Here is a 12271-nt window from a genome sequence, read left to right as displayed (position 1 = left end):
ACGGTTGCGCTTGCCGCCTGTTTTCAGATCGTGCGCCGCCCCCACGCTCATAATCTCTCATGCCAAACATTCCGCCCAACCAAGCAATTACCTCGCCGCAGCGCGCCGATGCCAACTCCGACTATCAGGATGATTCCATCGATCTGGCGCGAATAGCAGGATTTGTGCAACGCAATTGGGGCACGCTGGTCATCTGCGTGTTGCTGGCGCTGGCGTGCGGCGCGGCGCTGTTTGCGGCACTGCCGTCACGCTGGCAGGCACTGACCACGATTGAGATCGGGCAAGTACCGTTGGGAACGCCTGTAAGCGGATCGCGTGGGTCCGCTCTGATCGAACCATCCACGCAGGTGGTCGAACGATTGAAGCAACGCGAATTGATGAACATAACGCTGACCAGTCTCGAGATTCCGACTGACCAGTAGGATGAAGCGCGGGCATCTTTGTTTCGACACACCCTGAAGGGAACGGTGGTCAAGAATACCAACTTCATCCAGGTCGCCGTCGCCGGCTACTCGCCGGACGAAGCACGCGATAATCTGGCGGCCGCCGCGCGCGCGTTGATGGAAACCCATAACCGATTGATGATTCCGATCGTCGGGCGCATGATGGCGCAACTGGAGGACAATGCGAAAAAGATGGCTGACGCCCAGGCCGAACGTACCCGGTTGACAGAGCTCTTGAATAATGCGGAGAAAGCCAATTCGAAAATCGAATTCGCACCGAACATCGTCGCGATCAACCAGTTGGCAAACACAGATGAGCAGATCCGAAAAATCATCGCCGAACGCGCCGAACTGCAAGACGCGATGGCTTCTTCACGTACTTATCCGACCCGCATCATCGATCCGGTGTACGTAGAGCCAAGGCCTTCCTTCCCCAAACTGCCGCTATTCCTGGCGGTGGCGGCGATACTGGGTTTGGGTCTGGGCGTCATTGTGGCGCTCTATCGCGAGCACAGGAAAGCGGCCAGACTTCTGGCAACCTGAGCGTCCCAACCAAAAAATGGCCGGCAGATCGCCGGCCACGTTCTTGTTTGGACGACCTTCCTCAGGCAGCCACCGAACGCCCGCCCACTGCCCCGACAGCGGATGAGCGCGCGCCAAACTCGACCAGCAGCCGCGCTTCTTTTTCCCGCGCCGTCTTCAAGTGTCGCTCCTTGACATGTCCATAGCCGCGGATTTCTTCCGGAATGGCGGCAATCGCCGCCGCCTGCGGCAGGTTTTCAGCGGTCAGTTGCGGCAGCAAGGTCGTGATGGTGTCGCGGTATAGCCCGATCAGTTGTCGCTCGACGCGCCGTTCGGCGCTGTAGCCGAAGATATCCAGCGCAGTCCCGCGCAGGAACTTCAGTTTCGCCAAAAGACCAAACGCCTGCATCATCCACGGCCCGAACTCCTGCTTGATCAGGTGGCCGTTGGCGTCGCGCCTGGCAAACAGCGGTGGCGCCAGGTGGAATTTCAGCTTGTAATCGCCTTCGAACATGGCGGCTACCTTGCCGGCGAATTTCGAACCGGCCGCGGCGCTGGCGTACAGCCGCGCCACTTCGTATTCGTCCTTGTAGGCCATCAGCTTGAACAGGTAACGCGCCACTGCTTCGGTCAGGCGCAATTTGGTCGTGCCCGCGACCCCTGCTTCGGCCTGGCGCACCCGCTCGACAAAGGCGCGATAGTGCTCCGCATACGCGGCGTTCTGGTAGCCGCCCAGGAATTCGACGCGGCGCGCGATCACCTCATCCAAGGTCGGCGCGCGCTTGAATTCGATCACTTGCGCCGGATTCGCCTGCTCCGCGACCAGCTTTTCGAGCGCGGCCAAGTCGTGCGCACCACGCCGGCCCCAGGAGAATGCCTGCTGGTTGAAAGCAACCGATACGCCGTTCAACTCGATCGCGCGCAGAATGGCCGCCTCGGACAGGGGTACCCAGCCCTTTTGCCAGGCGTAGCCGAGCATGAACATGTTGGTGGCGATGGCGTCCCCCATCAGCGCGGTGGCGATCCTGCCGGCATCGATGAAGTCGACCCGCTCGCTGCCGCAGGCGCCACCGATATTGTGCTCGGCGGTGGTACCGGGAAATTGCCAGTCCGGATTCCTGACGAAGGCGGCGGTCGGCGTGCGGCCGGCATTCACCGCCGCCCGCGTGCGCCCCTCGCCCATGCGCGACAGCGCATCGCTGCTGGCGCTGACGATCAGGTCGCAGCCGATGACCAGATCGGCGGCACCGGTACCGACCCGGGTCGAATGAATCTGTTCCGGACGAGCGGCCAGCCGCACGTGCGACATTACCGGCCCGCCCTTTTGCGCCAGCCCGCTCATGTCCAGCACCGAGCAGCCCTTGCCCTCGACGTGCGCGGCCATCGCCAGGATCTGGCCGACGGTGACGACGCCGGTGCCGCCAATGCCAGTCACCAGAATGCCGTACGGCTCTTCAATGATCGGCAAAACCGGCGCCGACAGCGGCGCTGCGGCAACCCCAGCCTGCGTGAAGCTTGCTGCCGCCGCTTTCTTCGGTTTTTTCAATTGGCCGCCCTCGACCGTGACGAAACTTGGGCAAAAACCGTTGACACAGGAAAAATCCTTGTTGCAGGACGACTGGTTGATCTGCCGCTTGCGCCCGAACTCGGTTTCCAGCGGTTCGACCGACAGGCAGTTCGAGGCCACGCTGCAATCGCCGCAGCCTTCGCACACCGCCTCGTTGATCACCACGCGCTTGGCCGGGTCCGGGTATTCGTTCCTTTTCCGGCGCCGCCGTTTTTCCGAGGCGCAGGTCTGGTCGTAGATCATGGCCGACACGCCGACGACTTCGCGCAGCTCGCGCTGCACCGCGTCCAGTTCGCTGCGGTGGCGCACCGTCACGCCCTCGGCCCAGGCATAGCCGGCCGGGTACTTGTCCGGCTCGTCGGTGACGACGATGATCGGGCGCACCCCTTCGGCGGCGATCTGGCGCGAGATCATGCCCGGATCGAGTGGGCCGTCGAACGGCTGGCCGCCGGTCATCGCCACTGCGTCGTTGTACAGGATCTTGTAGGTGAGGTTGACCTTGGCCGCGACCGCGGCGCGGATCGCCAGCAGGCCGGAATGGAAATAGGTGCCGTCGCCCAGATTCGCGAACACATGCTTTTCGCTGGTGAACGGCGCCTGCCCGACCCAGGTCACGCCTTCCGCACCCATGTGGGTGAAGGTCGCGGTTTCCCGATCCATCCACAGCGCCATGTAGTGGCAGCCGATGCCGGCCAGCGCGCGGCTACCGGCGGGCACCTTGGTCGACGTGTTGTGCGGGCAGCCGGAGCAGAAATGCGGAATCCGGTCCTTGGCCGGGTCTGGCCGGCTGCTCACCTTCAGGATCGCTTCCTTCGCCTCCAGGTAGGCGATGCGTTCCTGCACCCGCTGCGCCACCGGATGGCCGCCGAAGTATTTGCCGATGCGCGCGGCGATCGCGCGCGCGATCTGTGCCGGATTCAATTCATAGGTCGCCGGCAGCAGCCAATCGCCGTGGCCGCTGCGGTCGGGATTGCTCCATTCGCCGGTGTCGTCGAACTTGCCGACCACGCGCGGCCGCTCCGCATCCTTCAGGTTGTACAGCTCTTCCTTCAACTGGTATTCGAGGATCTGGCGCTTCTCCTCGACCACCAGGATTTCTTCCAAGCCGTGCGCAAACTGGTGCACGCCCTCGGCCTCCAGCGGCCAGGTCATGCCGATCTTGTACAGGCGGATACCGATGTCGCGTGCGATCTGCTCGTCGATGCCGAGGTCGGCCAGCGCCTGGCGCGTATCCAGATACGACTTGCCGGCGGTGATGATGCCGATCTTCGCGCGCGGGCTGTCCCAGACGATGCGGTTCAGGCGGTTGGCGCGCGCATAGGCCAGCGCCGCGTACCACTTGTAATTGTTCATCCGCGCTTCCTGCTCCAGCACGGCATCCGGCCAGCGGATGTTGAGGCCGCCGGGCGGCAACTCGAAATCGTCCGGCAACGCGATCCGCACACGCTCCGGATCGAGTTCGACCGCGGCGCCGGATTCGACGATGTCGGTCACGCATTTCATCGCCACCCACAGGCCGGTGTAGCGCGAGATCGCCCAGCCGTGCAGGCCATAGTCGAGGTATTCCTGCACGTTGGACGGATACAGCACCGGGATGCCGCAGGCTTTCAGGATGTGTTCGCTCTGGTGCGCGGTGGTCGAGGACTTGGCCGCGTGGTCGTCGCCGGCCAGTACCAGCACGCCGCCGTGCGGCGCGCTGCCGGCCATGTTGGCGTGCTTGAAGACGTCGCCGCAGCGGTCGACGCCCGGGCCCTTGCCGTACCACAGTCCAAACACGCCGTCGTATTGCGCGCCGGGAAACAGGTTGACCTGCTGCGTGCCCCAGATGCTGGTGGCCGCCAGGTCTTCGTTGACGCCGGGATGAAACTTCACATGATGCGCATCCAGATGCTTCTTCGCCTTGGCCGCTGTCAGGTCGATGCCGCCCAGCGGCGAACCGCGATAGCCGCTGATGTAGCCGGCGGTATTCAGGCCGGCGGCCAGGTCGCGCTGACGCTGCAGCATCGGCAGGCGGACGATCGCTTGGGTGCCGGTCATGAAAGCGCGACCGCGCTGCAGCGTGAATTTATCGTCGAGGGAAATTCGATCCGCCATGGGTTCCTGCGGCAGCGGCAGGGCGGAAGCGAGGGGTGCGTTCATTCAGTCTCCAGGCCAAAAATTGTGTCTTTGGATTGCTTGCGCCATTCCATGGTGCGCCGTCAAACGGATTCACCTTGTGGGCTGACCGTACTTGTCTTGACGCACGTCAGCGTAGCATAGCGCCCCCTGCCGCTCAATGCGCGGCGCAGCATGCCGCGCTCGAACGTAACACCTGTAACAACGGGTAAATGCGATGTTGCAGCGCAGCCGCCTGACTTTAAATGGGAACAAGTCAACCGGCCTCGCAACTTGCCAAGGAGATTCACATGCAATCGAAATTCTTACTGACGGTCGTCAGTAGCTTGTTCGCCAGCGGCGGCGTCCTGGCGCAAACCGGCCCCGCCCCGGCAACCCCGCTGACTCCGGCGCCTGCCGCGGCTCCAAGTGCAGCGGCGGGATCGTCCAGCACCGATCGTGCCGCCAGGATACCGGAGCGCTTCGCCCGGTTTTTTGTCCAGTTGGACCAAGATGGTGACGGCACCATCAGCCGCGCAGAAGCGGCCCGGAACCCGCGGCTGGCGAAGGACTTCGACGCCATCGACAGCAACAGGGATGGCAAACTCGACAAGGACGAGCTGCGCGCACAAGACCCCGTCATGCATCCACGAAGCGAGCGGCACGCGAGAGAGGGCCGGCGCTCGGAACGCTTCGATGCAACATTCAAGGCCGCCGATCTGGATGGCGACGGCGCGCTGACGAAAGCGGAAGTGGAAACGGCGGCCGGCAAGTGGTTCGACCAGATGGATGCCAACAAGGACGGCAAGCTGACCCGCGACGAACTGCGTGCACAGTGGCAGGCACACGGCGGACCATATGCGAAGCGCGGCGAACGACCGGCGAGATTCGAGACGGCATTCAAGGCGGCCGACGCCAATGGCGACGGCGCATTGACGAAGGCTGAAGCGGAAACCGGCAAGCTCGACTGGATCGTCAAAAATTTCGATGCGATCGATGCCAACCAGGACGGCAAGGCAACGCGCGAGGAAGTACGCGCCTTCATGATGAGCCGGCACAAACGCAGTTGAGCGCCGCCAGCACTCGCGCCAGGCGGACTGCAGCGCTGCTGCAGTCCGCTTTTTTTTATGCGACCGGCAAATTCACCTCACCCGCCAACAGCGTGTTCGCGGCCAGCGGCGGCAATTGCTTCAGACGCGCGTACAGCGGCGCGAAATCGGGCGCGGTGTCATCAAACAGTTGCTGGAAATCGTCAATGACAAAATAGGTTTCCTGGTACGAATCGATCTTGTACAGGGTGCGCATCACGCGCTCGACGTTGAACGGGATGCGGAGCGGGGTTGGACTCGAAAGGCAATAGCCGATCTCGCCGCCGGACGACAGGATGCCCGCGCCATAGGCACGCAAGCCTTGCGGACTCTTGATCAGGCCGAATTCGATGGTGTACCAGTACAGCCGCGCCAGCAGCTCCAGCCCGCCCAGCCGCAATGCTTTCAGGCCGCCCTTGCCATATTCCTGCATGTGGTCGGCGAAGATCGGGTTGAACAAGAGCGGCACATGGCCGAAAAAATCGTGGAACACGTCGGGCTCGACAATGTAGTCGAATTCCGCCGGTTCGCGCAGCCAGACCGTGACCGGAAAACGACGATTCGCCAGATGCTCGAAAAACACCTGCTCCGGCACCAGCCCGGGCACCGCCACCAGGCGCCAGCCGGTGGCCTTCTCCAGGGCGTCGGAAGTGCGGGAAAAATCGGGAATCCCGGCACCGATCTCTAGCCGCGCCAGGCTGTCGATGAACGCGTCGCAGGCGCGCCCCGGAATCAGTTGCGCCTGGCGCTGATACAGGCGGCGCCATAGTTCATGCTGAGCCGGCGTATACGCGGCCCAATCCTGCGTCACCACGTATTGCGCATCAGCGCGGCTGTAATCGCCGCGCAGCGCGCCGCTTGCGGATTTGTCGGCGACGGTGGCAAAAAATTCTTCGGTTGCGATCGCGGTATTCATGTTCGCTGACCTCCATTCAGATGGCAGCCGGGCTCAGGCGAGCGCGCTGTCGTCTTTCAATACACCGCGCCGGATCTGATCCAACTCGATCGATTCGAACAGCGCGCGGAAATTGCCCTCGCCAAAACCCTGGTCGCCCTTGCGCTGGATGATCTCGAAAAAGATCGGCCCGATCACGGTCTGGGTGAAGATCTGCAGCAGCAGTTCCGGCGTACTGGCATTGCTGTTGCCGTCGATCAGGATGCGCAGCCGGCGCAATTCTTCCAGCGGTTCGCCGTGCCCCGGCAGGCGCTTGTCGACCAGGTCGTAGTAGGTGTCGATGGTGTCCTGGAACACGACCTGGCGCGCCTTCATCGCCTCCACCGTGGCATACACGTCGCCGGTGCCGAGCGCGATGTGCTGGATGCCTTCGCCGTGGTACAGGTCGAGGTATTCGGCGATCTGCGACTTGTCGTCGGACGATTCGTTGATCGGGATGCGGATCTTGCCGCAGGGCGAAGTCATCGCCTTCGATTTCAGGCCGGTCAGCTTGCCTTCGATGTCGAAGTAGCGCACCTCGCGGAAGTTGAACAGGTTTTCATAGAACTCGGCCCACTCCTTCATGCGGCCGCGATGCACGTTGTGCGTCAGGTGGTCGATGTAGGTCAGGCCGCAGCCCTTCGGATTGGCCTCGGCGCCCGGGATCGCGACGAAATCGACGTCGTAGATGCTGATGTCGCCAATGCCGCCGGCAGCGCCGTTGGCGGCATGCTTGCCGCGCCAGCGGTCGACGAAATAGATCAGCGAATCGCCGATGCCCTTGATCGCCGGGATGTTCAGTTCCATCGGCCCGGTCCGGTTGTCGAAGCCCCAGGCGCCCAGGTCCAGAGCGCGCCGGTAGGCATGGGCAGCGTCCCGCACCCGAAACGCGATGGCGCAGATCGACGGTCCGTGCAGGCGCGCGAAGCGCTGCGCGAACGAATCCGGCTCGGCGTTGATGATGAAGTTGATCTCGCCTTGGCGATACAGCGTCACGTCCTTGTGGCGATGGCGGGCAATGGCGGCGAAACCCATCTGTTCGAACAGCGCGCCCAGCGCTTTCGGATCGGGCGCGGCATATTCGATGAATTCGAAGCCGTCGGTGCCCATCGGGTTGTCCCAGGGGGTGAAATCCATTGTTGTCTCCTCGATGCGAATTATGTCCGGCGCATCAGTATAGACAATAGGGCATGGCATAAAATTGCAAATGAATGCGTAAAACTCCAGCCTTGCGCAATACTATAGCCTTTAAATGTCAATCCAAGGTTAATCATGCCAATCATCGAATTGGATCAAACCGATCGCAAAATCCTGGCGATCCTGCAGACCGACGGCCGCCTGTCCAACCAGGAGATCGCCGAGCGCGTCAACCTCTCGCCCTCTCCCTGCCTGCGCCGCATCAACCGGCTGGAACGGGCCGGCGTGATCCGCCAATACGTGGCGCTGCTGGCGCCGGAAAAGATCGGGCTGGGTTTGCTGGCCTATGTCAACGTGCGCCTGGCGCGGCAAAACGACCCCGCCAGCGGCATGCGCTCGCCGCGCGCCGATTTCGCCGCCGCGGTGGCGCAGTGGCCTGAAGTGGTGGCCTGTTATGCGATGACCGGCGACATGGATTACCTGTTGCGCGTGCATGTCGAGGACATGGAGCATTTCTCGCGCTTCACGATGGAAACGCTGTTGCGCCATCCGGCGGTGCAGGATGTGAAGTCCAGCTTTGCCCTGCAACGCGTGAAAGACACGACGGCGTTGCCTCTGGCGTGAGGGAAAGCTAGGCCGCCACCAGGTTATGAAGGAGTATGCCAAAAAATGGCCGAATTCCGCCCTGAATATGACGGGATTGAAAAATACTATATTCGGTATATAGGAATGTGCGGTGATTTTGAACCCGGCGGCAGTTCAACTACCGTCCTTGCCGGACCCCGTCAGGTTTTCCAGCCATTTCACCGCGGCACGCGCATTGGCTTTCAACGCATAGTCGAAGGTCGCCACCTGTTCGTCCACCGCCTCCTGCAGCATGCTGGCCGGGTTGGCCGGCGGCAGCCGCAGATAGGCATCCGCTTCGCCGTAGTCGCGCTGGATTTCCATGCCGGCTTTCTTGGCGATGTGCATCATTACCTGGTTTGACGACAGGCAATGCATGTATAGCGTGTCGACGTCGGCGTTGCGGCAGCGGATCGCGGCGCGTTCGAACAGCTTGCTGCCGACTCCCATGCCGCGCGCCGCAGCCGAAACCGAAACGCCGAATTCGGCTATGCGTTCCCGGGTGGTATGCGCCGCCAGGTTCGGCAGCGCTTCGCGCGGCGCAAACGCCAGGTGGCCGACGCCAACCAGCTTCAAATGGCCGTCATAGACGCCGAACACGGTGTCACGCTCGAAATCGATGCCTTCGACATACTTGATGATCAACTCATCCGGCAGTACGCTGCCGAAGCGCAACAGCCGGTCGTGCTCATCCAGCGCCAGGAAATGCTTGCGCAGGCGCCAGTGCGCGCGCTTGGACAATTCCTTGACCAGTACCCACGGCTTGGCCCTGCGCTCCGGGGTCGGCGCCGGGTCCGGTTTCGATGGATTCATGACTTACCTCCTGCAAAACGATTTGTGCACTGCACCATCAAATTGTAGGCGATGATGCCTGGCACTGCCAGCGCTGGCGCCTCCTCTGGAAGTAGAGGCCGCAGAGCCGCTCCGGTTCTCGGCTACGTGTATCTACGTAATGCTGGAATTGTTAACTCCTTGTATGATCATTTTCCTCGGGCAACATTCTTGCCGTCCTTTCTCCGCCCACAATCGAGGAAATACCATGAAGATGCATCGATTTATCGCCATTTTCGTCGCGTTGCTGAGCGCCGCCATCCTTCCAGCCGGCGCGGAAGACGGCGTCACCGACACCAGCATCCTGATCGGCCAGACCATCGGCATCACCGGCACCGTCGCCGCCCCGGTCAAGGAAATGAACCAGGGTGCCAAAGCATATATCGACAGCGTCAACCGTGCCGGCGGCGTCAACGGCCGCAAGATCGAACTGCGCATCCTGGACGACGGCTTCGTGCCGGCCAAGGCCGCCGCCAACGCCGAACAATTGATCAAGCAGGAGCGCGTGTTCGCACTGTTCCAGACGCGCGGCACGCCGCATACCGAAGCGGTGGCGCCGATCCTGGCCGCCAACGGCGTGCCGCTGGTGGCGCCCAGCAGTGGTGCCGCGCTTTTTCACAAGCCGGTCAACCGCCTGATCTTCAACGTCCGCGCGCCTTACCAGGAAGAGGTGATCAAGGGCATCGAGCATTTCACCACGGTCGGCTTCAAGCGCATCGGCCTGTTGCACGTCGACGATTCGTTTGGCCGCGACGGCCTGGAAGGCTTCCAGAAGGGGATGGCGGCGCACAAGCTGGAGCCGGCCATCATCGCCAGCTTCGCGCGCGAGAAGCCCGACGTCAGCGCCGCCGCGGCGCAACTGATCAAGGCCGACCCGAAGGCGCTTATCATCGTCAGTTCGTCGAAAAATACGGTGGACGTGATCAAGGCGATCCGCGCCCAGGGCGGCAGCATGCAGATCATGACGCTGTCCAACAATTCCTCGGATTCCTTCGTCAAAGACCTGGGGCCGGCCGGGGTCGGCCTGATCGTGTCGCAGATCACGCCGGCGGCCGACCTGGTGTCCTCCATCCTCGGCCAGGAATTTCAGCTCGCCGCCAAGGCCGGCGGCGCCACCCGGTCCTATGCGGCGATGGATGGCTTCGTTTCGGCCAAGGTGCTGGTGGAGGGCTTGCGCCGCGCCGGCCGCAACCTGACGCGCGAGAGTTTCGTGCGCGGCCTGGAGTCGATCCACCAGATGGATCTGGGCGGATTGATGATCAGCTACGGCCCGAACGATCACACCGGCAGCGAATTCGTCGAACTGACCATGATCGGCCGCAACGGCCGTTTTGTGCGTTAGGCGGCGCGACAACTATAGACCACACAAGCCCAGCACTTTTTCTTGCTGGCTGCAGGTTTTCGCCGGCCCCGGCAACTGTCCGGACGGCCCCCCGCCCGCATTCGCGATGCCGCTGCGGCGCGCGATGCAGGTGCGTAATACCTTCTCCATTGGCGGGTAATAAGTCCAGCCCTTGCCGAGCGGCGGCAACTCCAGCTTCACCTGCTGCCACTTGGCGTGTCCCTGGCTTTGCAGATTGTCGAAATTGGCGCATAGCGCTTGGGCGAAGCGGTTCAAATAAGCCTGCGTATGCGCCATGCGGTAGTCGTAGGTGACCAGGAAAGCCTTGACCGTCAGCGTCGGCACGCCTTCGCTGAGCCAGTTCGGATAGCTGCTGGGACGGATGGTGGCCGGAAAATACGTCTTGGTCGCGCGCAGGCTTTCGGCCGCCTTGTCGTCGAGCCGCAGTAGCTTGATGAAGTTGCGCGCCTCCGGCGTCATGTCGGCAAACAGTTTGGCCGGCTGGCCGGCGACGATCACGACCACATCGATCGACTTGTCGCTGGTCAGCTTGATCAGCGCCTCTTCGTTCGACAGATAACTGGCATTCGCCTCCGGCAAAGCCTGGCCGAACATCAGCTTGTACAGGGTGGTCGCAGACAGCGCGGTGCCGCTGCCGACCGGGCCGACGTTGATTTTCTTGTCCTTGATCTGGTGGATGAATTCGAGCGGCGTATCGGCCCGCGTGACGAAATAGATTTCTTCGTCATACAGCGGCAGCACCACGCGCAACGGCTGAATCAATTGGCCGGCCGCGCGGTTGCCGGCTGCGGCCTGGTCGAGCATCGCCTGATACACGTCCGATTGCACCAGCGCCAGCTTGACGCCGGGCTCATAACGCAGCCGCTGCACGTTCTCGGCCGAGCCCTTGGATGGCAGCACTTCGAGCGTGATGTCGGCCGGCGCCGCCACCCATTTCGCGATGTCGCGTCCGATCTGGATATAGGTCCCACGTTCGGACGCGGTGACGATCTTGTAGTCGATGTTGGGCAGCGCCTGCGACGACGGCGGCAGCGCCAGCATGACCAACCAGACCAGGACTTGGGCAAGCATGGTGCGGGACTTGTTCATCATATTCCTCGGCTGTATTTCGATTCGATCAACGACTCCTGACGTCGCATAAAGCCATTGCCCGCGCGGCGGCGCTGCAGGACGGCGCGGGGCTGGCATCGCTCGCCGGGCTCTTGGCAGCGATCGGATTCGATGCACGACGAGCGGCGCTCTTGTTGGTGGCAGCCGCCATCGGTTGAACCGGTGCATCGACCGCTGCCGCACCGGCGGCTGCGGCATCTGGCGGTGGGCGCCCATTTATCGCAGGCGGCCGACTGTCAGGCGGCGGCAATTCCTCGTTTGTCATCTCGCCTCCCCCCGACCTGGTCGTGGTGGTTGACGCCGGTTCCAGCCAGGAAAGTCGAATCAAGCCGGCTGTCACAGCCAGCATCAGCAACAGGCAGAGCCCCAATATCCAGCGCCATTGTTGTTGCTGAGGGGATGAATGTTTCATCACTCGACCGGTCCAGGGGGTACGCCAGCTGCCGACTCCCGCTCAACCTGATTCGCGCTATCGCTCAATCTCCTCGATCGGATATGGCGGCAGCGCCGGGGGCGTCATCGGAATGGCTGGCGATCTGGCATCAGTATCCATTTGAT

The 12271-nt window shown here is 62.4% G+C and carries 10 protein-coding genes; 5 read left to right on the top strand and 5 right to left on the bottom strand.

Features of this window, described 5'->3' with window-relative positions:
* Positions 1 to 59 precede the first annotated feature (59 nt).
* Positions 60 to 422: a Wzz/FepE/Etk N-terminal domain-containing protein gene (locus tag ACK2VC_RS11345; protein ID WP_486730461.1), complete on the top strand. Its 363-nt coding sequence runs from the start codon at positions 60 to 62 to the stop codon at positions 420 to 422.
* A gap of 45 nt (positions 423 to 467) precedes the next feature.
* Positions 468 to 986 carry a hypothetical protein gene (locus tag ACK2VC_RS11340; protein ID WP_486730460.1) on the top strand — a complete coding sequence of 173 codons (519 nt, stop codon included), beginning with the start codon at positions 468 to 470 and terminating at the stop codon, positions 984 to 986.
* A gap of 61 nt (positions 987 to 1047) precedes the next feature.
* Here ACK2VC_RS11340 and ACK2VC_RS11335 read toward each other — a convergent pair whose 3' ends face one another.
* Complete coding sequence (locus tag ACK2VC_RS11335) at positions 1048 to 4671, bottom strand: indolepyruvate ferredoxin oxidoreductase family protein (protein ID WP_486730459.1); 3624 nt, start codon at positions 4669 to 4671, stop codon at positions 1048 to 1050.
* Positions 4672 to 4937: 266 nt separating this feature from the next.
* Between ACK2VC_RS11335 and ACK2VC_RS11330 the strand changes: the two genes are divergently transcribed.
* Complete coding sequence (locus ACK2VC_RS11330) at positions 4938 to 5696, top strand: EF-hand domain-containing protein (protein ID WP_486730458.1); 759 nt, start codon at positions 4938 to 4940, stop codon at positions 5694 to 5696.
* Between the two features lie 55 nt (positions 5697 to 5751).
* On the opposite strand, the gene phhA is transcribed toward ACK2VC_RS11330, so the two are convergent.
* On the bottom strand, positions 5752 to 6630 hold the full coding sequence (gene phhA, locus ACK2VC_RS11325) for a phenylalanine 4-monooxygenase (RefSeq protein ID WP_486730457.1): 879 nt from the start codon (positions 6628 to 6630) through the stop codon (positions 5752 to 5754).
* Positions 6631 to 6663: 33 nt separating this feature from the next.
* Positions 6664 to 7785 carry a 4-hydroxyphenylpyruvate dioxygenase gene (gene hppD / locus ACK2VC_RS11320; RefSeq protein WP_486730456.1) on the bottom strand — a complete coding sequence of 374 codons (1122 nt, stop codon included), beginning with the start codon at positions 7783 to 7785 and terminating at the stop codon, positions 6664 to 6666.
* Between the two features lie 135 nt (positions 7786 to 7920).
* Between hppD and ACK2VC_RS11315 the strand changes: the two genes are divergently transcribed.
* Complete coding sequence (locus ACK2VC_RS11315) at positions 7921 to 8409, top strand: Lrp/AsnC family transcriptional regulator (RefSeq protein ID WP_486730455.1); 489 nt, start codon at positions 7921 to 7923, stop codon at positions 8407 to 8409.
* A 135-nt stretch (positions 8410 to 8544) separates the two neighbouring features.
* Here the strand turns inward: ACK2VC_RS11315 and ACK2VC_RS11310 are convergent, their stop codons facing one another.
* A complete protein-coding gene (locus ACK2VC_RS11310; protein ID WP_486730454.1) occupies positions 8545 to 9222 on the bottom strand; it encodes a GNAT family N-acetyltransferase in 678 nt (225 codons plus the stop codon).
* A 226-nt stretch (positions 9223 to 9448) separates the two neighbouring features.
* Here ACK2VC_RS11310 and ACK2VC_RS11305 point away from each other — a divergent pair, with 226 nt between their 5' ends.
* Positions 9449 to 10582 (top strand): ABC transporter substrate-binding protein, encoded by a 1134-nt coding sequence (locus ACK2VC_RS11305; protein WP_486730453.1) that lies wholly within the window; start codon positions 9449 to 9451, stop codon positions 10580 to 10582.
* Positions 10583 to 10594: 12 nt separating this feature from the next.
* Here ACK2VC_RS11305 and ACK2VC_RS11300 read toward each other — a convergent pair whose 3' ends face one another.
* Positions 10595 to 11695 (bottom strand): TAXI family TRAP transporter solute-binding subunit, encoded by a 1101-nt coding sequence (locus ACK2VC_RS11300; RefSeq protein WP_486730452.1) that lies wholly within the window; start codon positions 11693 to 11695, stop codon positions 10595 to 10597.
* Between the last annotated feature and the right edge of the window lie 576 nt (positions 11696 to 12271).

This window comes from Herbaspirillum sp. WTB6, from assembly GCF_057457785.1.
This window is presented reverse-complemented; position numbering and strand designations above follow the sequence as displayed.

What these genes read in the sequence shown, in the direction of transcription:
- ACK2VC_RS11345 (WP_486730461.1), top strand. Translation starts at nt 60, where the DNA reads ATGCCAAACATTCCGCCCAACCAAGCAATTACCTCGCCGCAGCGCGCC.
- ACK2VC_RS11315 (WP_486730455.1), top strand. Translation starts at nt 7,921, where the DNA reads ATGCCAATCATCGAATTGGATCAAACCGATCGCAAAATCCTGGCGATC.
- ACK2VC_RS11300 (WP_486730452.1), bottom strand. Translation starts at nt 11,695, where the DNA reads ATGATGAACAAGTCCCGCACCATGCTTGCCCAAGTCCTGGTCTGGTTG.
- ACK2VC_RS11310 (WP_486730454.1), bottom strand. Translation starts at nt 9,222, where the DNA reads ATGAATCCATCGAAACCGGACCCGGCGCCGACCCCGGAGCGCAGGGCC.
- ACK2VC_RS11305 (WP_486730453.1), top strand. Translation starts at nt 9,449, where the DNA reads ATGAAGATGCATCGATTTATCGCCATTTTCGTCGCGTTGCTGAGCGCC.
- ACK2VC_RS11330 (WP_486730458.1), top strand. Translation starts at nt 4,938, where the DNA reads ATGCAATCGAAATTCTTACTGACGGTCGTCAGTAGCTTGTTCGCCAGC.
- hppD (WP_486730456.1), bottom strand. Translation starts at nt 7,785, where the DNA reads ATGGATTTCACCCCCTGGGACAACCCGATGGGCACCGACGGCTTCGAA.
- ACK2VC_RS11335 (WP_486730459.1), bottom strand. Translation starts at nt 4,671, where the DNA reads ATGAACGCACCCCTCGCTTCCGCCCTGCCGCTGCCGCAGGAACCCATG.
- phhA (WP_486730457.1), bottom strand. Translation starts at nt 6,630, where the DNA reads ATGAATACCGCGATCGCAACCGAAGAATTTTTTGCCACCGTCGCCGAC.